At 65.1% G+C, this 22,978-nt stretch carries 18 protein-coding genes; 13 read left to right on the top strand and 5 right to left on the bottom strand.

The features are described from left to right. Positions 1-239: 239 nt before the first annotated feature. The gene (locus KF708_02750) at positions 240-1,409 is read right to left on the bottom strand and encodes a rhomboid family intramembrane serine protease (protein ID MBX3411612.1); all 1,170 of its coding nucleotides are present in this window, start codon (positions 1,407-1,409) and stop codon (positions 240-242) included. A gap of 302 nt (positions 1,410-1,711) precedes the next feature. Here KF708_02750 and KF708_02745 point away from each other — a divergent pair, with 302 nt between their 5' ends. Together KF708_02745 and KF708_02740 are read left to right on the top strand one after the other, a co-directional pair. Beyond that, on the top strand, positions 1,712-3,583 hold the full coding sequence (locus tag KF708_02745; GenBank protein ID MBX3411611.1) for an efflux transporter outer membrane subunit: 1,872 nt from the start codon (positions 1,712-1,714) through the stop codon (positions 3,581-3,583). A gap of 139 nt (positions 3,584-3,722) precedes the next feature. Then, positions 3,723-4,124, top strand: coding sequence for a diacylglycerol kinase (locus tag KF708_02740; protein ID MBX3411610.1), 402 nt, complete (start codon positions 3,723-3,725; stop codon positions 4,122-4,124). Between the two features lie 29 nt (positions 4,125-4,153). On the opposite strand, the gene KF708_02735 is transcribed toward KF708_02740, so the two are convergent. Next, a complete protein-coding gene (locus KF708_02735) occupies positions 4,154-6,517 on the bottom strand; it encodes a DUF4159 domain-containing protein (GenBank protein ID MBX3411609.1) in 2,364 nt (787 codons plus the stop codon). A gap of 262 nt (positions 6,518-6,779) precedes the next feature. On the opposite strand from KF708_02735, the gene KF708_02730 reads away from it, so the two are divergent. From KF708_02730 to KF708_02715, 4 genes are all read left to right on the top strand, one after another. Further along, entirely contained in the window at positions 6,780-7,736 is a 957-nt protein-coding gene (locus KF708_02730) for a MoxR family ATPase (GenBank protein ID MBX3411608.1), read from the top strand. Positions 7,737-7,785: 49 nt separating this feature from the next. Then, positions 7,786-8,682, top strand: a complete 897-nt coding sequence (locus KF708_02725; protein ID MBX3411607.1) for a DUF58 domain-containing protein — start codon at positions 7,786-7,788, stop codon at positions 8,680-8,682. A gap of 12 nt (positions 8,683-8,694) precedes the next feature. Continuing rightward, on the top strand, positions 8,695-10,845 hold the full coding sequence (locus KF708_02720) for a BatA domain-containing protein (protein ID MBX3411606.1): 2,151 nt from the start codon (positions 8,695-8,697) through the stop codon (positions 10,843-10,845). Positions 10,846-10,911: 66 nt separating this feature from the next. Then, positions 10,912-13,209 (top strand): hypothetical protein, encoded by a 2,298-nt coding sequence (locus KF708_02715; protein MBX3411605.1) that lies wholly within the window; start codon positions 10,912-10,914, stop codon positions 13,207-13,209. 68 nt (positions 13,210-13,277) lie between these two features. Here the strand turns inward: KF708_02715 and KF708_02710 are convergent, their stop codons facing one another. Beyond that, entirely contained in the window at positions 13,278-14,003 is a 726-nt protein-coding gene (locus KF708_02710) for a lipoate--protein ligase family protein (GenBank protein ID MBX3411604.1), read from the bottom strand. 221 nt (positions 14,004-14,224) lie between these two features. Between KF708_02710 and KF708_02705 the strand changes: the two genes are divergently transcribed. Further along, the gene (locus KF708_02705; protein ID MBX3411603.1) at positions 14,225-15,238 is read left to right on the top strand and encodes a HEAT repeat domain-containing protein; all 1,014 of its coding nucleotides are present in this window, start codon (positions 14,225-14,227) and stop codon (positions 15,236-15,238) included. A 74-nt stretch (positions 15,239-15,312) separates the two neighbouring features. Further along, the gene (locus KF708_02700) at positions 15,313-15,768 is read left to right on the top strand and encodes a hypothetical protein (GenBank protein MBX3411602.1); all 456 of its coding nucleotides are present in this window, start codon (positions 15,313-15,315) and stop codon (positions 15,766-15,768) included. Between the two features lie 95 nt (positions 15,769-15,863). Here KF708_02700 and KF708_02695 read toward each other — a convergent pair whose 3' ends face one another. Then, positions 15,864-16,040, bottom strand: a complete 177-nt coding sequence (locus KF708_02695; GenBank protein ID MBX3411601.1) for a hypothetical protein — start codon at positions 16,038-16,040, stop codon at positions 15,864-15,866. 279 nt (positions 16,041-16,319) lie between these two features. Here KF708_02695 and KF708_02690 point away from each other — a divergent pair, with 279 nt between their 5' ends. The 5 genes from KF708_02690 (at position 16,320) to KF708_02670 (ending at position 22,155) form a co-directional block, all read left to right on the top strand. After that, entirely contained in the window at positions 16,320-17,741 is a 1,422-nt protein-coding gene (locus KF708_02690) for a hypothetical protein (protein ID MBX3411600.1), read from the top strand. 234 nt (positions 17,742-17,975) lie between these two features. Continuing rightward, a complete protein-coding gene (locus tag KF708_02685; protein ID MBX3411599.1) occupies positions 17,976-19,181 on the top strand; it encodes a tetratricopeptide repeat protein in 1,206 nt (401 codons plus the stop codon). A gap of 703 nt (positions 19,182-19,884) precedes the next feature. Further along, positions 19,885-20,682, top strand: a complete 798-nt coding sequence (locus tag KF708_02680) for a PEP-CTERM sorting domain-containing protein (GenBank protein ID MBX3411598.1) — start codon at positions 19,885-19,887, stop codon at positions 20,680-20,682. A 121-nt stretch (positions 20,683-20,803) separates the two neighbouring features. Beyond that, positions 20,804-21,727 (top strand): DUF1559 domain-containing protein, encoded by a 924-nt coding sequence (locus KF708_02675; GenBank protein MBX3411597.1) that lies wholly within the window; start codon positions 20,804-20,806, stop codon positions 21,725-21,727. Then, entirely contained in the window at positions 21,724-22,155 is a 432-nt protein-coding gene (locus KF708_02670) for a hypothetical protein (protein MBX3411596.1), read from the top strand. The genes KF708_02675 and KF708_02670 overlap by 4 nt, the downstream gene beginning before the upstream one ends. A 22-nt stretch (positions 22,156-22,177) precedes the next feature. On the opposite strand, the gene KF708_02665 is transcribed toward KF708_02670, so the two are convergent. After that, positions 22,178-22,906: a DUF1028 domain-containing protein gene (locus KF708_02665; protein MBX3411595.1), complete on the bottom strand. Its 729-nt coding sequence runs from the start codon at positions 22,904-22,906 to the stop codon at positions 22,178-22,180. Positions 22,907-22,978: the final 72 nt, after the last annotated feature.

Raw genomic sequence — 22,978 nt, 5'->3', positions numbered from 1 at the left:
TGGCGGCAAAAAATTGGCGGTTTCTACCAGTGTCAGTATCAACAGGGTCTACCCACAGATCAAGCATCGAGCGTAAACATCTGCTACAAAACGCCTTGCAAAATACGCAACCAACCCTAAATGCAGCCAGTACGGCCCCATGATCGGCCCGATATTGCCGGCTTACCCGTTGCTGGGCCCTCGGCGTCCCCTGCGATGATTTCGCGGGCGGGGTCAAATTGGAACGGTTCATCCGTGCGTCACCAGTCTTCGACCGCGAGTTCCATCACGCCGTCGGCTTCTTGGCGTTTCGCCAGCGAGATTAATTCTCGGCGCAAGGCTTCGAGCTTGGGGCTCAAGGGTTCGGTGGGAAGCTTGCTGAGCACGCGCAAGGCCTGACGGGGACGCGCACCGGTGGCCAATAAGATTTGCGCCAGCTTCAAGCGCACGTGCAGGGCCTTGGCCGGGAAGCGCTCGAGATACTCCACCAAAATCGGCACGGCGACGTCGTACGAATCGGCGTGGTCGACCGCGCGAATCAGCTCGACAAGCTCGGCCTCGGGCAATTGCCAGCCCGGCAGTGCCCGGGCCTTCTGCTGATAGAAGAGCGCGGCGAGTCGGCCCTGCCGCTGGGCAACGAGCTGCACGATTTTTTGCCGCGCGGATTCGGCCTCGCGTGCGGCGATTTGCGTGCGCTGTTCCTCGGTGAGAGATGGCGTGCGATCGTCGAGCGTGCTGCGGCCCTCGCGCCCATGCCAGACATTGATGATGTCCCACCCTTCGCAATCGACCATCGCGCGTTTGAGCATCACCCAGCCGACGACGAGGCCGAGCGAGGCCCCCATCAGGTGCAGCACGGCCGTCTGCAGTTCGAAACCGGTGAACGTCGCCACGAGGAGGTCCATACAGACGTAGAACACCGCCAGCCACATGACGGGCACGTCGAACTCGCTCGATCGGCTGCGGAACCCCCAGCCCCCCCCGGTGATGAAGTGAATGTCGTTCTTCGGCGCCCAGACGAGTGAGATGGCCATCAAGCCATACACGATCGACGAGGCGCCGAACGAGAAACTCTCGGGCATGCCCAGCGTGATCGATTGCTCGAGGGCACATTGCACGATGCCGATGCCGAAGTAGATGGCGAGGAAGCGGAGCAGGCCGACCTTGCCTTCGACGACCAAGCCGAAGACCCACAGAAAGGCCATGTTGCCCAGCACGTGCCCCACGTCGCCGTGAATGAAGTTCGACGTGATCCACTGCACCGGGTGCAGGCCCTGACCGATCCAGAGCGACCAGGCCATGGCCGCGCCGGGATCGCGGCTCAGGGTAAAATGAGCGAAGACCAGCGCATTCGTGGCGATCAGCGAGACGGTCGCGATCGGCCAATGATAGAGGGGCGCGTCGGTGCCCCAGGGGAAAAAGAAGAACATGGTAGCCGCCCCCGCACTAACTGCGCGATCGCGAATGCTTCAAGAGTTGATGCGCTCACTGTCCAAAGGACCTGATCTTACGTTGCCCTGAGAATAATCGCAGAAGGCTGGGGCAAATTAGCCAAACTTTGCCGCTGCCAGCACTGCTGGTGTCTGGCGACGACCGCCAAGTCGGGCTTTACCGTCGTTCTTGCTCCCGCCGATACCGACATCAGGGTCCGCCGTGCGCCGAGGCTGGTGCGCGGCGTGAGGCCCACACGCGCGGCAGGGATTCGCCGCGTCAACTGGCAGGGAGAGCCGTCTTGAACTCGACGCACGCGCCGAGAGGAGCCTCCTTTCGCGCCGACCGCGTTTGTCCACGCCGTCGCCGCGCGGACGCTACGCTCGTGCGCCGAGGCGGCAGGCTGGTGCTGGCCATGCTGCTGCTCGGGTTCTCGGGCTGCACCTCGTTTCGCGACTACGTCTCGAACGGTCTGAAAGTCGGACCGAATTACCAGAAGCCCTGCGCGCCGGTGGCGCAGGACTGGATCGACAAGGACGACATTCGCATTCGCGATCAAGCGGAAGACATCAGCACCTGGTGGACCGTCTTTGGCGATCCCGTGCTGAATCGTCTGGTGGCTCAGGCCTATTCGCAGAACCTGACGCTGCGCGAAGCGGGGTTCCGCGTGTTGCAGGTGCGGGCGCTGCGCAATATCGCCGTGGGAGAGTTCTTCCCGCAACAGCAGGACATGTTTGGTGGCTACTCGCGCAACGCGATCAGCAAGTCGGTGGCCAACTCGTCCTTCATTCCCGATCGATTCTACGGTCAATGGGAAGGGGGCTTCAATCTGGCCTGGGAGCTGGACTTCTGGGGCCGTTATCGCCGCGCGATCGAGGCGGCCGACGCCGATCTCGACGCGTCGGTCGAAAACTACGACGACGTGCTCGTGACGCTCGTCGCCGACATGGCGCAGAACTACGTGCAACTGCGCGTGCTCCAGCAGCAATTGGCGCTGGTGAAGGCCAACGTCGAGTTGCAGCGACAGACGCTCGAGCTGGCCGAGGCGCGCTTCCGCGGCGGTCAGACGAGCGAGCTGGACGTCGACCAGGCGCGCAGCAATCTCGCACAAACCGAGTCGCTCGTGCCGCAGATCGAGATCCAGATTCGCCAGTCGAACAACGCCATTTGCGTGCTGTTGGGGATTCCGCCGGCGGATCTGGCGGCCATGCTGGGCCCCGCGCCGATTCCGACCGCGCCGATCTCGGTGGCGGTGGGCATTCCAGCCGATCTGCTCGCGCGCCGGCCCGATATCCGCCGCGCCGAGCGCGAAGTCTCCGCGCAATGTGCCCGCGTCGGCGTAGCCGAAGCCGAGCTGTATCCTCACATCGCGGTGACGGGCACGATCGGCGTAGCGGCCGAGAACACGAACAATCTGTTTGGCGGCAATTCGATGGTGGGGGCGATCGGACCGAGCTTCCAGTGGAACATTCTGAACTACGGCCGGTTGCTGAATAACATTCGTTACCACGACGCGCGGCTGCAGTCGACGATTCTGCTCTACCAGAGCACCGTGCTGTCGGCGGGCGCCGAGGTGGAGAACGGGCTGATCGCGTTCTTGAAATCGCAACAAGAGGCCCAAGCACTCGCCGTGAGCGTCGATGCGGCCGACAAGGCCGTGCGGATCGCGATCGTGCAGTACAAGGGGGGGATCGTCGATTTCAACCGCGTGGCGCTGCTCGAGCAGAATCTCGTGCAGCAGCAAGACTCGCTGGCCCAGTCGCGGGGCAACATTGCGCAGGGGCTGGTGGCCGTGTATCGCGCGCTGGGGGGTGGCTGGCAGATTCGCCTCGCTCCACCAGGATACGTGGTGGGGGCTGACGGCGCCGCCACGCCGCCAGAGGGGGTGCCGGCTCCTCCCCAGGGACACGAGGGGGTGCCTCTGCCCGCGCCACTGCCGAATCTGCCTGCGCCGACGCCGAATGCCCCGGGGGTGCCTGCCCCACCGTTGCCGGCGGGTGCGGCTCCGGCGGCCATCCAGCGTCCCGCACCAACGGTGGCGCCAACCGCCGCTTATGTGCCCCTGCCGCCGCCCGCCCCCCTTGCGCCAGTGGGTGCTGGGATGAGCGGCCAGGCCCCGGCGATCTTGCCCCCTGTGGCCGCTCGGCCTCTTCCGCCGTCGCACGTCTGGTAGTGTCCGAGAAGCGTCGCTACTTTGCTGGCTGGCAGCATGCTAGCTGCGGGCGCGCGGAGTGGGCAGATCGGTCGTGCCCTAGCAGGACGAAAAGCGTACAGTGGCGGCGTCGCATCGCCCCTCACGACGCACGAGACTCATGCCAGAAGCTCGCACCCGCACGCCCCGTTCGTGGCGCCTTAAATTCCGCGACTCCTTGCGTGGCACGCGGCGCGGCATTCGTCGCGAAAGCAACTTCACGATCCATCTCTTTACCGCGGCGCTGGTGATCGCCGCCGGGGCGATCTTCGAGATCGGGCTCGTCGAGTGGTGCCTGGTGCTGCTGGCCATCGCCGTGGTGCTCGTGACGGAGTTGCTGAACACCTCGATCGAGTTGCTCGTCAAATCGCTCAACACGCGACACGATCCGCAAATCGGCGAGGCACTCGATATTGCCGCGGGGGCCGTGCTGGTGGCCTCGTTTGGCGCGGCGCTGGTGGGCGGAATCGTCTTCGTCCACCGGCTGGGCATCCTGCTCGACTGGTGGAAGTCGGTTCTCTAGCCCCGGGTACGCGACGTCGCGCGGGCGTACTACTGCTGCAGACCGTAGAGCATGGCGTTGATGGCGATGCGGGCGGCATCCTCGCGCGTGTAGCCGGCGCATTGCAGCGATTCCTGGCGCTCGAGCGCGCAGCTTAGATCGTAGGGCGAAAAGACGACGCCCCAGCGGTCCCCGACTTTGATCCCTTGCAATTCGGGGGGGACAATTCGCAGCTCGACCGTGATCGGCTTGTCGGCCTCGGCACGGCGCGGCTGTCGCCGCGTGACCGTCTTCAGGTCGAAGCCGCCGAAGGCCGCCGTCAGAAGCGGATCGTTGGCGGGGATCGGCGCGAGGGGCGTTTCGGGGAAGGTCGCCGCCATCTCGCGCTGGAACGCGCGCGTGAAGGCCTCGCTGCCGCACACGCTGTCGGCCAGCAAGAACCCGCCCCGTTCGACGAACTCGCGTAGATGGCTCCGTTCGGCGGCCGAGAGGCGGAAGTCGTTGCGTCCGTGCATGAAGAGAATCGGATAGGCGAACAACTGCGGATCGGCGAGCGCGACGTCGTGCCGATCGGTACTGGTGCGCACGCCCGCCTCGCGAGCGAGCGCCTCTTGCAGGTTGATGAGCGCGCGGGGGGCGGTGTCCCAGCCGCCGGTGTGGCGCAGCTTGGCGATCTCGAGCCGGGCGCGATCGAGCGGATCTTGTGGATTCTGATTGGCGCTGGCCAGCGGCGTGATCTCGTATTTGTACTTCACCTCGCGATTCGTCGCGTAAGCGAGCACATTCGCGCCGATCGAGTTGGCCGCGGTCACGTTGACGAGCACATCGGGGGGCAAGGCCGCGGTGCGCTGCGGGCCGGATAGCTCCCACAGGCAGGAGAGATCCTGCGGGGAGTAGACGACGCTCGTGCGGCAACCGACGTCGATGCCCCACAACGGCGCGACGTGCGCCGCGTCGATCGGCTCTTCGGCGTGCCAGATGGGATGCTCCGGCGGCAGCAGCCGCAGACGGTATTCGGCCTCGGGGAAAACACGCTCCATGAGTTGCCGAAAGCCCTGGTCGAAGCCGCCGCTCTCATCGCAACAAGCGACGGCGAAAATAAACCCGCCCTGATTCACGTACTCGCGCAGGCGCAGCGTCTCTTCGTCGTTGAACTGCGGCGCCTCGCGCCCGCTGATGTAGAGCACCGGCGTCTGCAGCAGGTCGTCGACGGTGGCCGCCTGCGGACTGATGATCTGCCACGTCAGGTCGCGCTGCCACCGCTTCTCGACATAGGTGGTGAGATTGGCGATGTCCGCGCGGTGGTGGTTCCAGTCGTTGTCGGGACCGTGAGCGAGCTTGCCCGCGATGACGGGACGTCGCCCCTTCGAGAGGAACAACAGCGCCAGGCTGGTGGCCACACGGGGATCGCTCTCGCCGTGCGACTCGTTCTTCCAGAAGCCGGAGAGTTGATCTTGCGTCTCGACGAGCATGGCGACCCCTTCGCGATACCAGTCGTGCTCGCCGATGAAGCGCCGCGCGGTGAGGCGGCCGACTCGTTCGATGCCGTACAGGTTGTAGAGCAGCCAGGTATTGCCGCGGCCCGAGTTCGTCCGCACGCTGAAGTTGCGTCCGAGCCAGTTCAGGGCATTGTCGACGACGGCGCTCGAGGCCTGATCTCCGCAGCAGCGCACCTGCCCGCCGAGGAGTTGCACGTCGGGCTCGTTCAAGCGGCCGCTGGCGATGACGACCGAGGAGATGCCGGCCGAGGTCATGCTGCCGGTGCCCGCCTCGCCGGGCGTGTACCCCCACGAGCCATCCTTGTTCTGGGTGTCGACCCAGTGGGCCAGGGCCAGGCGCCAGGTGTTATCGCTGACGGGGACGCCGACGCGTTCGGCCTCGTGCAGGGCGAGCAGGGCGAACTGCGTGTTCGAATTGTCGCCGCCGCCGCGCGGGTAGGACCAGCCCCCCTTGTTGCGCCCGAGCTTCAATTGATTCGTCTCGAACCATTTCACGTTCTCGCGAATCAGGGCCATGTCGCGCTTGGGCTGCGCTGCGCAGAGGGCCATCGTCTGCAGGGCCACGGCGTAGTTCATCTTGGGGCGGGCGTCGCGCAGGTGTTGCAGGGCACGCTGAATTTGCGGGTCGTCGGCCGGCACGCCGGCATTGACCAGGGCCAGCACGCAGAGCGAGGTGACACCATCGTCATAGCCGGTAAAGTCGGGCCAGGTTCCATCGGTGCGCTGTTCGCGCCGTAGAAATGAGATGCCCCGATCGATGGCGCGCTTGACCTGCTCGGCCGAAACGTCGGCCTGGACGGACGTGGGCGCCAGGGACGTCAGGCAGGCGAGGAGCAACACGATCGACGAGCGCACGGCGAGCCGTACTCGCGAGCGAGTCGCGGCGCCGAACGTGCGTCGGACGTGTTGCATCATGAGCTTGCCGCAGCCTTTAACGGAAGGCCGGCCGCGTTGCTGGCCCGAGAAGTGACCGATAGAATGTAGAGTTGACGGCGCTAGTCGAGCGCCATTCTAAGCGGACGGCCTGGGGGCGACCAAGCGCCCCGGCCTGGGATCGCGGCGCCGGAACCCGACTTTCCCATGTGCAAGGCATCAGTGCGAAGGAAACGTTCGTTTGGCCACCAAGCCCCGCAGCCTCGGCGACGTCCTGCAAGAGTTCGCGCAACATCGTCAATTGATGCGCGACGAGCTTAAGAAAGTCATCGTCGGCCAGGACGAGGTGGTCGAACAAATCTTTGCGGCGATTTTCACGCGGGGTCATTGTCTGCTCGTCGGTGTGCCCGGGCTGGCGAAGACTTTGATGGTCAGCACGCTGGCACGGCTCCTGGACATCGAGTTCAAGCGGATTCAGTTCACGCCCGACCTGATGCCCTCGGACATTACGGGCACGAACGTGCTCGAAGAGGACGATCACGGCCGGCGAAATTTTCGTTTCGTGGAGGGGCCGGTCTTTACGAACATCTTGCTGGCGGACGAAATCAACCGCACGCCCCCCAAGACGCAGGCGGCCTTGCTGCAGGCGATGCAGGAGCGCGAGGTGACGGTCGGCCAGCAGACGATGTCGCTGCCCGATCCGTTCTTTACGATTGCCACGCAGAATCCGATCGAGCAGGAAGGGACGTACCCCCTACCCGAGGCGCAGCTCGACCGCTTCATGTTCAATATCAAGGTCGACTACCCCACTCAAAGCGAGGAAGAGCAGATCCTGGCGGCGACGACCCGGGGGGAGCGCCCGGAAATCCGCAAAGTCTTGTCCGGCCGGGCCATTTTGAACGTACAGAAGCTGGTGAACTCGGTGGCGGTCAGCGAGTACATCATTAAATACGTGTCTCGACTGGTACGTGCCACACGTCCGAAGGACGCTTCGGCTCCTGCCTTCGTCCGCGAGATGGTGGACTGGGGGGCGGGTCCGCGAGCCGGGCAGTTCCTGATTCAGGGGGGGAAGGCGCTGGCGGCGATGGACGGCCGCTTCTCCGTCTCGATCGAGGACGTGCGCAAGGTGGCGGTGCCCGTGTTGCGCCACCGCCTGAGCACGAACTTCCAGGCACAGGCCGAGGGGCTTTCGACCGACGACGTGGTGCTGCGGCTGCTGAAAGAGATCGCCACTCCCGAGATCCCCAAGTTCGAGACTTGAGCGGCCGCACGGCATTCCCTTCTCCCTTCTCAAGTCGGCCGCAACGGCCATGACGACTGCCGAAACCTATCTGAAGCCCGAAGTAGCGCAGCGCATTGCGCGGCTGGATCTGCGCGCGCAGTTCATCGTGAAAGGGTTTCTCCAGGGGCTGCACGCCAGCCCCTTCCACGGCTTCTCGGTCGAGTTCAGCGAGCACCGTAAATACACGCCGGGAGACGACCCCGAAGACATCGACTGGCTCGTCTACGCCAAGACCGACAAGTACTACGTGAAGAAGTTCGAGGCCGAGACGAACATCACCGGCTACCTGGTGATGGACCTCAGCCGCTCGATGGACTACACGCATCGGCAGGATCTGACCAAGTTCGACTATTCGATCTGTCTCGCGGCGGCGCTCTGCTACCTGATGGTGCTACAGCAGGACCCCGTGGGACTGATCACGTTCGACGAGAAGGTGCGCGACTGCCTGCCGCCGCGCTCGAAGCGCACCCAGTTGGGGAACGTACTGTCGCACCTCAGCCGCTTGAAGCCCGACGGGCAGACCGGCATCGCCCGCAGCCTGACGCAGATCGCCGCCATGCTGCGGCATCGCAGCCTGCTGATGGTGTTCACCGATCTGCTGGCGGAACCGGACGAGGTCATCTCGAGCCTGCGCCGACTGCGGCATGGCGGCCACGATGTGATTCTGTTCCACGTGCTGGACGAGGCCGAGGTGCATTTCCCCTTCGACGGGATGGTGGAGCTCGAGGAGCCCGAGAGCGAGGAGACGCTGCGCGTGGACGCGGCGAATTTTCGCGAGGATTACCTGGCCGAGCTCGAGGAGTTCCGCGAACGCTACCGGCGTGAATGTTCTCGCATCGGCATCGACTACGTGCCGCTCGACACGAGCATGCAGTTCGACAAGGCGCTGACCGAGTACCTCATGAGTCGCCGGGCACGGGGTTAGCGAGGCAGCGCCATGGACTTCGTCAATCCGGCACTTCTGGCGGGCGTGGCCCTGGCGGCGGTGCCGATCATCTTGCACCTGGTGCTGAAGCAGAAGCCGCGGCACCTCGAGTTCCCGGCGCTGCGTTTCGTCAAGAAGCGGCGCGAGGCGAACCAGCGGCGTCTGCGCTGGCGGCAGTTGCTGCTGCTGGCGGCGCGGGTGGCGGCCATCTGCCTGCTGGCCCTGGCGCTGGCGCGTCCCAGCCTGAAGATGTCGGGGGGGATCGCCGGGCGCGAGGCCCCGGTGGCGGCCGTGATGATCTTCGACACCAGTCCCCGCATGCAGTACCGCCGCGACAATCGCACGCGGCTTGAGGAAGCGCGGCAACAGGCGCTGTGGCTCTTGAGCCAACTGCCCGAGGGGAGCCAGGTGGCGGTGGTCGATGGCACGACGGGCACGGCCGTGTACCAGGTCGATCTGGGCTCGGCCAAGCAACGCGTCGAGCGGCTCGATACGCATCCGACGACGCGTCCCCTGGCGGAGTTGATGGACGAAGGGCTGCGGCTGCTGACCGAAAGCGACAAGGATCGCAAGGAGCTTTACGTCTTTACCGATCTGGCGCGAAACGCCTGGCCGCAGGACGATCGCAAGCCCTGGGCCGAACGGATGGAATCGCTCGGCGATGCCGGCTTCTACCTGATCGACGTCGGCGTGCAGGAGCCGCAAAACTTTGCCTTGGGAGAGATTCGACTCTCGAGCGATACGATCGCGCGGCACAGCACGGCGCGCGTGACGACGAGCGTCTCGCTCGAAGGATCGGCCGGCGAGCGCGGCGTGGAGTTGTACGTCCTGGACGTCGACGGCAAGCCGCAGAAGCGCAGCCAAGAGGTGGTGCAACTGGCGGATGGCGATTCGCGCGAGGTAGAGTTCCCGTTGTCGGGGCTGGCCGAGGGGACGCATCAAGGCTTCGTGCGGATCGTGGGAGAAGATGGACTGGCGATCGACGACGCGCGTTACTTTACGATCGAGGCGTTGCCGGCCTGGAATGTATTGATCGCCGCCTCGCCCCCGGTGGATTTGCACTCGCTCTATCTCGCCGAGGCTCTGGCGCCCGAGAGCTTCCGGCGCAACGGCACGGCGCGGTTCAACTGCACGACCATCGCCAGCGATCAACTAGCGGAGCAGGACTTCAAGCGCTATGCCGCGATCTGCCTGGTCGATCCGCCGTCGCTGTCGGCCGATGCCTGGCAGAAGCTGGCGATCTACGCGGCGGAAGGTGGTGGTGTGGCGATCTTCCTGGGGCGCAACGCGGCGGCCTCGGCGGGGTTCAACGAGGGGGCGGCCCAAGACCTGCTGCCCGGCAAGCTCGCGAAGGTCGTCGACCGCGAGACGCACTTTCTGCCCGACGAGCAGTTCGTGCATCCGCTGTGGTCGAAGTTTCGCGACGTGTCGGGCATCCCCTGGTCGCAGTTTCCCGTGCATCACTACTGGGAGTTAGGGCCGCTCGTTGCCGACGCGAGCGTGTTGGCGCGTTACGCCGATGGCGGCGCGGCGCTCGTCGAACGACCGGTCGGCCGCGGCCGCGTGTTGGTCATGACGACGCCGATCTCCGACCCTCCGACGGCCGATGCGTGGAATCAATTGCCGAGCGGCATCGACGCCTGGCCCTTCGTGATGCTGGCCAATGAGTCGACTCTTTATCTGGTGGGCAGCCACGCCGCGCGATTGAACTACGTGAGCGGGCAAACCGTGGTGATCCCGGTCGCGCGACGTGGCCTGGCGAGCGCGGTGCTCAGCACGCCGCAGGGGGATGAATTTCGTCAGAGCATCGATCCCGAGCGCGAGGCCGTAATCATCACCGCGACCGCTACGCCCGGGCAGTACCAGATTCGCGCCGGCGGCGACGAAGAGGGCATGTCCACCGGATTCAGCGTGAACCTGCCGGCGACAACCACGTCATTGCGGCGCATGGACGACGCGGAGCTGGCGGTGACGTTCGGCGAGTCGGGCTTTCAACTGGTGCGCGATCGCGAGGAGATCGATCGCCAGTTGAGCGCGGGACGCGTCGGTCGCGAACTGTATGGCTGGTTGATGGGGCTCGTGGCCGTCGTGCTGGCCGCCGAATTCTGGCTGTCGAATCGGTTCTATCGACCGGTTGCCAGTGAAACGGAACCTGCGAAGTAGAAGTAAGGGGCAAACATCGGAGCAAGAAACGTGGCGTTCTGAGTACCTGTTCTCGACTCGATTAGCATGCGATTGTCCCTCATACCTGTTGGCGGCTACCTCTTCGTCGTGCTGGTCGCGGCGGCGCTGGTGGCGTTGCTGTGGTGGGCGCCGGTTGGCGACCGGGGGACGGTGCGCCGACGTCGCGTGTTGGGCATCTTGCGTGCCACTTCGATTCTGCTGTTGCTGGTCGCCATGCTGCGACCGACGGTGGTCTACACGAGCGTCAAGCAGCAATCGGCCACGCTGGTGCTGCTCCTGGACCGCTCGCGCAGCATGCAGGTGGCCGATGGATTGGGAGGGAGCACGCGGTGGAGCTCGCTTTGGGCGGCCGTGGCCGATGCCCTGCCGGAATTCGATACGTTGGGAGACGATCTCGAGCTGCGCGCTTACACGATCGACGCCGAGGCGCGCGAGGTGCCGTGGGAAGAATTGAGCGACACTTTTTCCGCGGAGGAGGACGGATCGCCTGCCAGCTCGAAGGATAAAGAAAACTGGGCCGCGCCCGAGGGTGAAGAAACGGCGCTCGGCTACGTGCTCGAGCAAGTCATGCAGCGCGAGGCGGGGAAACGACTGGCGGGCGTGATCTTGATGAGCGATGGGGCACAACGGGCGTACGCCCCGCGCGACGTACCGCCGCAGATCGCGGCGCGGCGCCTGGCCGATCTTGGCTACCCGTTGTATGCCTTCGCCCTGGGCTCGACGACCTCGAGCGGCGAACGGCGCGATATCGCCTTGCGCGATCTCGTGGCGACGCAGCCGATCTTCGTGAAGAACCGGCTCACGGCCACCGCCACGGCGCGCGTCGAGGGGCTGGTCAATCGCGATGTGCCCGTCGAGCTGCTGTTCGAATCGGCGCCGGGCAAAATGGAGGTCGTCTCGCAGAAGACCTACCGGGTGGTCGAACAGGGCGAGCAGTTGCATCTCGAGCTCGATCACGTGCCGGTTCTGCCGGGCGAATTCAAGATGATTCTGCGCGCGGTGCCGCAGCCGGGGGAATCGCTCACGTCGAACAACGAGTTGGCGACCTTCGTGAACGTGCTTAAAGGAGGCGTCAACGTCTTGTACGTCGAGGGGGCCATCCGGCCCGAGATGCCCTACCTGATCCGCGCGCTGGCCAGCTCGCCCAACATCAAGGTCGACGCCGTGCGCGTGAATGCGGAACGGCGCGAGACGCGGCCCCCCGACTTTGCCGAACGCTTCAAGCCGGGCAAGTACGACGTGTACATTCTGGGCGATCTCGATTCGACGGCGTTCGACGACGCCGAGTTGACGAACCTGGCCGATGCGGTGCGACGCGGGGCCGGGCTGATCATGATCGGCGGCGTGCATAGCTTCGGCCCGGGCGGTTATCAAAAGACAGCCCTGGCCGATGTGCTGCCGATCGTGATGACGGATCTCGAGCGGCAGAATTTTCATGAACCGCTCAGCCCCGACCTGCACTTGTCCGGTCCCCCCAAGCTGCGGCCGACGAAGCTGGCCGAGGGGCATTTCATCCTGCGACTGGGCGAAGCGGGGCAAAGCTCGAGCGTGTGGGCCAACCTGCCGCCGTTGCCCGGCGGAGCGAATCGTTTCCGCGGCTTGAAACCCGGCGCCAACGTGCTGGCCGAGAGCGAAGCGGGAGATCCGCTCCTCGTGGCCCAGGGGCTCGAGCGCGGCCGCGTGCTCTGCTTTGCGGGAGATTCGACCTGGCGCTGGGCGCTGGAAGGATTCGAAGACGAGCATCGTCGCTTCTGGCGACAGATCGTGCTGTGGCTGGCGCACAAGGACGAATCGTCGGACGGCGAGGTCTGGGTGCGGCTCGACTCGCGCCGCTTCTCGCGCGGTCAGCGGGTCGAGTTCGAGCTGGGGGCACGCGACGGCCAGGGCGACCGAGTCGATGACGCCGAGTTCGAGGTCGAGGTCGCGGCGCCCGACGGCAGCAAGCAGCGCGTACGCGCCACGAACAGCGCGACGGGGGAGCGGGGCGTGTTTCTCGCTACGTCGAAGGCCGGCGACTACACCATCTCGGTCGCCGCGCGGCGCGGCGGCACATCGCTGGGGACGACGCACGCGCGCTTCCTCGTCTTCGAAGAAGATCTCGAACTGGAAAACCCCGTGGCCGATCCCACGTTGTTGGCAACCCTCGCCTCGATCTCCGGCGGCAAGGCGCTGGCGGCCGAGGAGCTACCGGGATTGATCGAAGAGCTGCAGCGGTATCCCGAGCAACTCGAGGTCGAAATCGAACGCCGCGAGACGATGTGGGACTCGTGGCCCTTCTTCCTGCTGTTCGTCGGCCTGCTGGGCACCGAGTGGTTTTTGCGCAAGCGTTGGGGCTTCGTGTAGCCGCAGCGTGCCGGCACTTGTCGCTACCTGTCATTTCGGCGAAGGCCGGCCGAGCCATGTGGCACGTTTCAGAGGGCGAAGTTCCACGCGTCGCGCGAGTATTTTTCGGCCACCAGCGCAGCGACGCGCCGCGTCAGTTCTTGCTCGTCGAGATCGCCTGCCTCGGCGCGCCAGGCCCGCGTGAGCGCTTGGCGTAGCGTCTCTGCGGTGACGGGCAGATTCGCGATGAACTCCTCGTGGCTGCGTCCGGCGCGATAGTCGGGAACGCGGGGAGGAGTCCGCAGCAAGTCTGCCACTAGCGGCAAATCGAAGTCGTAGAGCAGCGTGCCGTGATACAGGACGTGGCTGCGTTTGACGCGGAGACTGTTGCCCGAGAATTTGCGATTGCCAAGCGCCAGATCGCTGGTGCCGGCGCGCGCGATGCCGGGGACGAGCGGCGCGATCGCCGCCAGGAGAGTTTCGAGCACCACCAGGTGCGCGCCGGCCAGGCTGCTCAAGGTGGGTCGCCGCACGGCGGAGAGGACCACGGCGTACATGAGGCATCCCGGGCCGGCGACGATGGTGGCCCCACCGCTCGTGCGGCGTAGGACCGGCACGTCTCGCTCGTGGCAGCGCGCGAGATTCACTTCCACGCCAACCTGCGTCGAGCGCCCTAGCACGACGACCGGCGCGGTGGCTTCCCAGAGTCTGAGAAACTCCAGCGCCCCGCGCGACGACTCGGCCACGTCGAGGAGCGCTTCGTCGAGCGCCAGGTTTTGCTCGGGGGTGGCGAGCGTTCGATCGACGAGCTTCATCCGCGGTACTGTCCCGGGGTTGTGGTCTGCCGAGGGGGCCACCGGTGCGGGTTGACGCCCCCCCGTCCCCTCCTAAACTTAGCGTAGTTGCGTCACCGGCGCCGATCTGTTGGCCCGCACGCGACTCTCGTCGTCCTAGAGGGAAGCAGGCCGCGCGGTCCTTCGCCGGCTGATGTTGCGCGCCCCTTGACGGCGGGCTCCGTGGAAAGCTGAGCGCAGGCATGACCCAGCCCCCCGATGTCCCCCCTTCGATGTCGCCCGACGACGCCTTGCCGCCGGTCGAGCCGCCGAACGCGGGCTTTATCGTGCAACTCTTCGTTGTGCCGGCCGTGATCGTGTCGATCATCGTGGCCGTGTGGCTGATGTTCAACTGGCTGGCCCATATGAGCCAGGAAGATGCCACGGGGTACATCCAGGCCCTCAAGCGCGACAATACCGCGCGCTGGCAGACGGCGGTGAACCTGGCGAACGCGCTGCAGCAGCCCGATCATCCGTTGAAAAAGGATGAAGGGTTTGCCCGCGACCTGGCCGCGTTGCTCGACGCCGAGGTGGCCGCCAGCGCCGAGCACGGCGACATGGAAGATATTCGGCTCCGCGTGTTTCTCTGCCGGGCCTTGGGGCAAATCAACGTGCCGGCCGCGCGCGAGGCGCTGTTGAAAACGGCGGGCTCGACCGGCGGAGATCAGAATGTCGCCGTCCGTGAAGCGGCCGTGCAAGCGCTCGCCGTGCAGGCCGGCAATCTGTCGGAAAATGAAGATCGCACGGGTTTGCTCGCCTCGTTGCTCGAGCTGTCGAGCGACAGCGAGGCCGCGGTACGTTCGGCGGCCGCCTATGCCCTGGGGGTCGGCGGGCAACCCGAGGCACTGGCCCGACTGCGGCAATTGCTCAACGACGGCACGCCGAACGTCCGCTACAACGCGGCGACGGGTTTGGCGCGCCATGGCGACGCGGCGGCGGTCCCGCTGCTGTCCGAAATGCTCGATCCGGAAGAGGTCGTCGTGATCGCCGGCGAGGATGTGGGGGAGCGCGACCGCGAGATTCTGCGGCTTTCGATCGTGCTGAGCGCCTTGCAAGCAACCGATCAATTGAGCGAGAAGAATCCCGGGGCCGATCTGACGGCGCTCGACGCGCCGCTCGAGGCGCTGACGAAATCGGAAATCAAGCAGATCAGCGTCGCCGCGCTGGAAGTCGTGCAACGGATGAACGGTCGACAAGCAACCGCAACGGCACCCTAGTGCTCGCGACTTGCTTGCAGCGAGAAACGTGGACGGGAACGCGTACGAACACTCACACTTCGAGGAGGTAGGTCATGGCCATCACCGCGCAAGAAATCGTCGCCATGCTGACGAAGTCGTACTGCATGGAGTTGGAAACGGTCATCAACTACCTGCAGGCGAGCATCAATCCTGACGGCGTGCGTGCCGAAGAGATCAAAAAGTCGCTCGGCGCCGACATCGCGGCCGAGTTGGGGCACGCGCAGCAGCTTGGCAATCGCATCAAGCAGCTCGGTGGCAAGCTGCCGGGCTCGCTCGCGCTCGAGTTCGATCAGAAGAGCTTGCAGCCGGCCGAGAAGTCGACCGATCTCGTCTCGGTGATCAAGGCCGTGATCGACGCCGAAGAAGGAGCGATCGCGCAGTACAAGAAGATCATCAAGGCGGTCGAGGGAGAGGACTACGTCACGCAGGATCTCTGCATCCGCCTGCTGGCCGATGAGGAAGAGCACCTGATTTTGTTCAAGGGCTTCCTCAAAGAATACGCGGCTTGATCGTCTACCGCGTGGGTATTTCGTCTACCTGGGGAGTGTATGAACTGGGGCAAATGCCGGCGGTCGAGGCCCTCGACCGCGGCGCTCGCCCCCCCTTATTGAGACGAACTCGCGTGCCAAACACGCAATTCGGGGACGGCAGTGACCAGATGTCCAGTGCTAGCGAGATTCACGACACTAGGTCGTAAATAGCGATTTGGCAAATAGTTGCGTTCGACGACGCGCAGCGGCCCATCGGCCGCTTTTTTCGCGAACTTCAACAAATCTTTCATCTCGCAACTCCTTGCCGCAGTGGAAGTTGCAAGTGGCCACCGCGCGCATGTTAAACTTTTCTGTTTGCTGGGTGACGAATCGTCGGCCAGACTCTCATGATGGCTCGCGCAAGGTGGGTTCTGCGCCGAATCTGTGACGTCGCTCCGGCGGCGGTCGGCCAGCCGAAACCCGCGCGAGCCCTGAGATGTGGGTGAGGTGTCGTTTCAAGTCCGCTTCGAGTCCTGTCCGCGCCGCCACTGTGAATGGCCGTGTCGCGACGGGGGGCAAGTGAGGTTGGTATGCGTGCAACTCTGACATGGTCGTTGCTGGTGCTGGTGTTGAACTCGTGGCTGCCGGGCGCCGTCCAGGCGTGCGACGGCTGCGGAGGCTGCGCGGTCTGCTCGGAGCGCACGTGGCGTCTCGTGAGCGAGACCGCCTACGAGGAGCGTCAGACGACGGCATACCGTATCTCGAACGAGATCGTCTATGACGAACGCCAGGTGACGTCGTATCGTCCCGTCTGGGAGACGGAGATGCGCGAGCGCCGCTACACAGTGGCCCGCCCCGTGCAAGAAACCAGCGAGCGGGAAGAGCGCTACAAAGTGCTGCGTCCCGTGTGGGAAACGCAGGTGCGCGACACCAGCTACAACCAGGTGCGCAACGTTTACGAAACGGCCGAGCGCGAGGAACGCTACGTGGTCTCGCGCCCCGTCTGGGAGACGCAAGAGCGCGAAGAGGCCTACACCGTCCGCCGCCAGGTGATGGAGACGGTCGAACAAGAACAGCAATCGGTGGTCTGCGAGCCGGTGACCACCTTCCGCACGCAGATGGTCGATCAAGGTTGCTTCCAGAACGTGCAGACCTACAGCCCGGGCCGCGTGTGCAACAAGCTCATGTGGCAGCCCAAGAGCTGCGTGGTGGATCCCTGCACGGGCGCCGTCAGCCAGCAGGGGGGCGGATTGGTCTGGGTACCGGTGCAGGGACCAGGCAGCTACCAGGTGGCTCGCGTCTGGCAGCCGAACGTGGTCGCCCAGCAGATTCCGCAGACGACGATGGTGCAACGCGTCGTCGTGCAAAAGGTGCCGGTGCAGGTCTGCCGCGTCGTCGATGAGCAGTGCGTCCGCAAGGTGCCGGTGCAGGTCTGCCGCATGGTGCAGGAAGAGCAGGTCCGCAAGATTCCGTACACGGTCTGCCGCCAGGTGGTCGAGCGTGTCGAGCAGCAGACGCCCGTGCAGGTTTGCCGCATGGTGGAAGAAGAATGCGTCCGCCGCGTGCCGGTGACGACGTGCCGCGTCGAGTACGAAGATCGCGTCGAGCAGGTTCCGGTCCGCGTCTGCCGCCAGGAAGCGGTGGTCGAAACGGTGCGCGTGCCGCGCTGCGTCGAGCGTCGCGAGCCGGTGGTGTACACGTACCGCGTGCCCCGTACCAGCTATCGCTGGGTCGAGGTCACGCCGCAGGTGTCGATGGTCGAACCCGACTGCTCGGCGGGCTCGCTGCCCCCCGCGAACTGGGTTCCGGCCCCCTCGACGTCGAATCCCTCGACGTATGAGCCGAGCCGTAGCGAACCGACCCCGGCCACGCCGCCACCGAGCACGAACCCGCCGTCGCGGACGACGCCCGGCACGGGCGAGCCGACCCGACAACCGGCGATCCCCAACCACGAGAACGTGCCCGAGCCGCAAGACGAAGAGACGCAGCCGGACCCTCCGCGCAGTGCCTGATCCTCAGCCGCACGGCAGCAGGAAACATCACGAACCAGCGTCCGGGGCACAAGTCCATCACGACTTGTGCCCCGCTTCTTTTGCGCCGAGCAGCCAGGTCCTCTTCAAACCGAGCGGTAAACCACCCCTGACCACGGACCCCGCGGCGTTGACAGTCGGGCATAACAGCGCGAGACTGCACCGAGACTGCGTTCGCGAAACAAGCCTCGCCCTGGCCCGCGCCATACTTCCGGCATGAACGCCCCCTCGACACCCCTTGGTCGACCGATCGATGACGAGCCTTCGCTGGCCGGTCGACGCGTGGCGTTCGTGGGTCGACTGGCGGGCATGTCGAAGCGCGAAGCGCAGCAACTCGTGCGTTCGCACGGCGCCATTGCCGTCGAAGTGGCCGATGCCGAGACCGAGTTGGTCGTCGTCGGCGAGGAAGGCTTTCCGCTGGCGGCGGTCGACGAACCGGTCGACGTGCTCGAGGGGGTTCTGCGCACGGCGGCCGAGCAAGGCACCCTCGAGGTGCTGCGCGAGTCCGACTTATGGCGCCGCCTGGGCATGGTTGACGACGAGCGGGATGTGCGCCGGCTCTACACGCCGGCCATGCTCGCGGGTCTGGTCGGAGTGCCGGTCGCCACGATACGCCGCTGGCACCGCCGGGGACTGATTCAACCGCTGCGCGAGGTGCGGCGTCTGCCCTACTTCGACTTTCAAGAAGTCACCACGGCGCGTCGCCTGGCCGAAGTGCTGGCGGCGGGGGTCTCGCCCCAGGCGCTCGAGCGCAAGCTGGCGGCGCTCGCGCGATTTCTGCCCGACGTCGAACGCCCCCTCGCGCAACTGCCGATCATTCTGGCGGGCAAGGAACTGCTGCTGCGGCAGGGGGAGGGGCTGCTCGAGCCCGGTGGGCAACTTCGCTTCGATTTCGACGCCGCGGCCGTCGATGCCGAACCGGCCGTGCTGGATGTAGCCAGCGCAGGCTACGCGGATACGCCCGAGGCGATGTTCTCCGCGGCCGAGGAGTTGGACGACGCGGGGGATCTGGAGGGGGCCGCCGAAGCGTATCGCGCGGTGTTGGCGGCAGGCGGCCCGAATGCCGAAGTCTGTTTTCGGCTGGCCGAGTTGCTCTATCGCCTGGGGGATCTCAGTGCGGCGCGCGAGCGGTATTCGATGGCGCTCGAGCTCGACGAAGACTACGTCGAAGCGCGGGCAAACCTGGGGTGCGTGCTCGAGGAACTGGGACGGACGGATCTGGCCGAGGCGGCCTTCCGCGGGGCGATCGCCATGTACGAGGATTTTCCCGACGCGCATTATCATCTGGCGCGCTTGCTCGACCTTGCCGGCCAAGCGGACGAGGCCGAGCAGCACTGGCGCCGTTTTTCGCAGCTTGCCCCGGAGAGTCCCTGGGCCGACGAAGCGCGCGTGCGGCTGGCCACCGGTCCCGACTTCGATTGAGCGTGGCATTCGCATACCTGCGTAGTAAACAATGACGATACCTCGGCAAGCACCTCGTCGTGGCGGCGGAGCTTGGGGCAGAATCTGCGATGTTTTTCCAAAATGGGCGGTTGACTCGACTGCATCGCTGACTAGAATCGGTCGTGTTGAGATTGAGTCTCGCCCGCTAGGCCTCTCCTAGCCAGCACTTTTCCGGAATGTCTTGTGGCGGCGGCGCTGCGCGCTCGTCTGCTTCATGCGACATTCACGTTCCATGATTTCCGCACGGATGCCCGCCATCGCAAGCCTGGATTCGTGATTGCGCCGGGTGCGCATCGCTTTCTATCCAGCGCTAGCTCGTAGCCGCTTCGACGTGGGGCGCTGCGCGCCCCGATCGAACGACCGCGAACGTATCGATTGGAGTTTGCTCATGCGATGAGGGTGCGGAACACCACCGTGCCACCTACCTAGTCGACTGCATCGACCTGTGCCGCACGTTCGCGCTGGCTTGAGCTGCGAGCGCGGTTGGCGCGTCGATGGTCGCCTTTGACTGCGCTAGCCAGCCTCCCGCCTGCTCGCCGGCCGCGTTGTCGCGGTCCCGTCTTTTCCTACTTCTTCCCTGCGATCGATCGGGCTCTCCCGCGAAGGAGGTTGCCATGCGCTAGAGGTACGTCCACGAGTTTTTTTTCTTTCTTGCTGGTGACACACAATGGAGATGCTATCCATGTTAGTTCTTCGAAGGTTGATGGCGTGCGTAGTGTTGGGCGTTGTAGCGATCGTGGCGACAACAGCGCAAGCGGACCCGATGGCGTTGATCGATCCCGGGCTGCCCGGCACGACGCAGTACGACGGCTGGGCGAGTGGCAGCCTGACGACCGGCGCGAACCCCGGTTTTCCTGGCTTTCCCGGCACGGGCGCCTGGCCGTCTGCCATTGGCTCGAGTGCGCCGGGGTCGGGTGATGCCACGTTGATGAAGGTGGCCAACGGCGCGGGGGGCGGTCCCTATCCCGGGGGAGGCTCCATCTACTACGGCGGCTTCAGCGGCGATAGCAACGTCAACGGCGGAACCCTGTCGGTGGCCGACAGCACGCCGGTGTCGGGCGTGAAGAATGTCGTGTTCCAGATCCAGATCGGCGAGGCCTCGACCTACGACTTCTTCAACGACATTCTGCCCACGTTGAACTACAACGGCGGAGTTCAGCAGCTCGCGGCGACCAACAACCTGTTGCTCGAGCAATTCTTCAACGGCACGATCGATACGCCCACGGGCCCGGAAGACGTGTTCATCAACACGTATCTCTTGCAGTGGGATCTGACTCCGGTCGGCAGCGTGACGGATTTCAACATCGACTGGAATGGTGTCCAGCATGTGCAGGTCTATGCGTTGCGACTCGACCAGTCGGATCACTACGAGGCCTACGCCGTGCCGGAGCCGACGTCGATCGGCCTGGCCTTGATGGGGGGCCTGGGGCTGATCGGCGCGCGGGCACATCGGGCGTGGCGTCGGCGACGTGCTTCGTAGGTCGCTAGTTTTTTTCTAACAGGCGCTCGGCCTGCTTGGCGCGTGAAGCGTGGATGGCGCTTCCGCGCCAAGCGGCCGATTCTTTCTCGATAGGACGCGAGCTCGCTCGCCCTGGATTTCGATGATTACGAAGCAAGTTCGACCGGCGCGCACGGGAAGCCGCTGTTTCGCACCGGTTGGATTCACGTTGGTGGAACTGCTGGTGGCGATCGCGATCATCGGCATCTTGATCGCCATTCTGCTGCCTGCCGTGCAGGCGGCGCGCGAAGCGGGGCGGCGCGCGATCTGCAGCAACAACCTCAAGCAGCTCGGCCTGGCGATGCACAACTATCAGAGCGCGAACGGGATCCTGCCGCCCGCCGGATTGAAGCGCAATCCGCCCGGCAGCCTGATTCCGCCACGTCCGGCGAGCGGTTTCGTCTCGGTGCTGCCGTATTGCGGCGAAGAAGCGCTGTTTCAGTCGTGGAACTTCAACATCGGGCCCGACTTCAATCCCAACCTGCCACTGACGCGCCGCGTGCTGTCGATCCATCGCTGCCCCTCGATGCAGTTGACTCTGCTGGGAAGCAGCATGGAAGATTGCACGCTCCGCCCGAGACCCAGCAGCTACGCCCTGTCGACGGGCAGTCACCATCGGCTCGACGCCAACAAGTATGGGCACAACGGCGCGTTCGTCATGCAGGGAGAGGGGTTCTATCGCGTGGGGCTCGACGATATCTCGGCGGCCGACGGCACGTCCCAGACGCTCTTGATCGGCGAGCTCGGTTATACACTGGCCGAAATGACTGACGAATGCTGTCCGGGAGGAATGACGCAGTGGGCCGTCACCTACCCGGGCCAGGCGATTGCCAGCACCGGAGGAATCTTCAATAGCCGTCGTGTGGTGAGTCACGAGTACGAGGTCTTTCGCGGCGATCATCCTGGGGGGGTGAATTTCGTCTTCGCGGACGGGGGGGTGCATTTCGTTCGCGAGACGGTCGACGCGGCGGTCCTCGATGCCCTGGCGACGCGCGCCGGTGGAGAAGTCTTGGGGGACTTCGAATGAGCCCGGCGCGCGTCGTGGCCTCGATGCTGCTGGCGGTCATCCTGCCCTGCCTGGGGTGTGGTGGCTCGAGCGTGGCACGAGTGCCGGTCTCTGGCACGGTAACGCTCGACGGGGCGCCGTTGCGTTACGGCTCGATCGTGTTCACCGGGACGCATGGTCCGCGCGCCGGCGGAATCATCCGCGCGGGAGAATTCTCGATCACACGTGCGGAAGGACCGGTGATCGGCGAGCTGCGCGTCGAGATCCGTGCGCCGAAGCTGGCCGACGACAAGCCACTCCCTAGCGATCCAGGCGAGATGACACGGCTGGCGATCCATGCGCCAGAGCTCTTGCCCGAGCGCTACAATACGACCAGCATCTTGAGCGTGGTGGCTCGCGGCGACGGGGAGAATGTGTTCGCGTTCGAGCTGACATCGGCGGAGAAATGAGGACCGATTGCGCGCGTGCGAATCAATTCGCGCCTTTGGCGGGGTGATCGAGCTGGTCGTACTTCTGCTTCAATTCTTCGACGGCGTCGTCGCTGCGATCGACGTGCAGGTCGAGCCAGACACCGTCGACGCCGGGTTTGGCGACACGGATACCTGCCGCGAGCCGACCACGATGATCGCCCCCCGCGCGATCGCCGGCGACGAGGGTGGCCATCAGACGATCGGCCAGGCTTCCCGCGGTCGTTTCGTAGGCCGCGACCATCGAGACGATGACCTCGCGACCGGCGAGCGTGTTTCCCTGGCAGGCATAGAAGCGTCCCGTCATGGCACCCCAGTAAAGACTTTCGCCCTCGGCGGCGATGGGCTGATGAATGGCGGTGCGTCCCCGCGCGTCGATGAGGGCGAGTTGCCGCTCGTCGCGGCGAGGATCGTCGGCCAGGAGTAGCACGAGCACCTCTTGGGAAGACTTGCCGGCCGCCAGGAGCTCGAGGGCGCGCGGACCGAACTTGGGCTCGTGCCAGTGTTGGGTACAGAAGGCGCCAACTCCGGCGCGGACGTAAGGGACAACGCGCCCGACCGACGGATACTTGCTGGCGACGGCCGCCCCCACGGCGCCCGAGGCGGGATCGTACGCCACGATCGAGAAGGTGCGGCTGACGGCGGGGGGAGCAGGCTCGGCGGCGAGAAGCGGAAGGGCAATCTGGCTGACCAATAGCAGGATCGGACAGGCCAAGGTAACGCGGGGTCGCATGTGGCGAATCCTCGAATTCGGACGTGACTTGTTGGCCGGTGGCGGCAACACAGTTTAGCAGTCGGTCCGTGG

The organism is Pirellulales bacterium, from assembly GCA_019636335.1.
In the GTDB taxonomy this organism is placed as follows: Bacteria; Planctomycetota; Planctomycetia; order Pirellulales; family JAEUIK01; genus JAHBXR01.
This window is presented reverse-complemented; position numbering and strand designations above follow the sequence as displayed.

Excerpts from the sequence above, each read along its gene's own strand:
- KF708_02670 (MBX3411596.1), top strand. The coding sequence starts at position 21,724 with ATGAGCCCGGCGCGCGTCGTGGCCTCGATGCTGCTGGCGGTCATCCTG.
- KF708_02675 (MBX3411597.1), top strand. The coding sequence starts at position 20,804 with ATGATTACGAAGCAAGTTCGACCGGCGCGCACGGGAAGCCGCTGTTTC.
- KF708_02740 (MBX3411610.1), top strand. The coding sequence starts at position 3,723 with ATGCCAGAAGCTCGCACCCGCACGCCCCGTTCGTGGCGCCTTAAATTC.
- KF708_02705 (MBX3411603.1), top strand. The coding sequence starts at position 14,225 with ATGACCCAGCCCCCCGATGTCCCCCCTTCGATGTCGCCCGACGACGCC.
- KF708_02715 (MBX3411605.1), top strand. The coding sequence starts at position 10,912 with ATGCGATTGTCCCTCATACCTGTTGGCGGCTACCTCTTCGTCGTGCTG.
- KF708_02750 (MBX3411612.1), bottom strand. The coding sequence starts at position 1,409 with ATGTTCTTCTTTTTCCCCTGGGGCACCGACGCGCCCCTCTATCATTGG.
- KF708_02680 (MBX3411598.1), top strand. The coding sequence starts at position 19,885 with ATGTTAGTTCTTCGAAGGTTGATGGCGTGCGTAGTGTTGGGCGTTGTA.
- KF708_02720 (MBX3411606.1), top strand. The coding sequence starts at position 8,695 with ATGGACTTCGTCAATCCGGCACTTCTGGCGGGCGTGGCCCTGGCGGCG.
- KF708_02690 (MBX3411600.1), top strand. The coding sequence starts at position 16,320 with ATGCGTGCAACTCTGACATGGTCGTTGCTGGTGCTGGTGTTGAACTCG.
- KF708_02665 (MBX3411595.1), bottom strand. The coding sequence starts at position 22,906 with ATGCGACCCCGCGTTACCTTGGCCTGTCCGATCCTGCTATTGGTCAGC.
- KF708_02685 (MBX3411599.1), top strand. The coding sequence starts at position 17,976 with ATGAACGCCCCCTCGACACCCCTTGGTCGACCGATCGATGACGAGCCT.
- KF708_02735 (MBX3411609.1), bottom strand. The coding sequence starts at position 6,517 with ATGATGCAACACGTCCGACGCACGTTCGGCGCCGCGACTCGCTCGCGA.
- KF708_02710 (MBX3411604.1), bottom strand. The coding sequence starts at position 14,003 with ATGAAGCTCGTCGATCGAACGCTCGCCACCCCCGAGCAAAACCTGGCG.
- KF708_02700 (MBX3411602.1), top strand. The coding sequence starts at position 15,313 with ATGGCCATCACCGCGCAAGAAATCGTCGCCATGCTGACGAAGTCGTAC.
- KF708_02730 (MBX3411608.1), top strand. The coding sequence starts at position 6,780 with ATGCGCGACGAGCTTAAGAAAGTCATCGTCGGCCAGGACGAGGTGGTC.
- KF708_02695 (MBX3411601.1), bottom strand. The coding sequence starts at position 16,040 with ATGAAAGATTTGTTGAAGTTCGCGAAAAAAGCGGCCGATGGGCCGCTG.
- KF708_02725 (MBX3411607.1), top strand. The coding sequence starts at position 7,786 with ATGACGACTGCCGAAACCTATCTGAAGCCCGAAGTAGCGCAGCGCATT.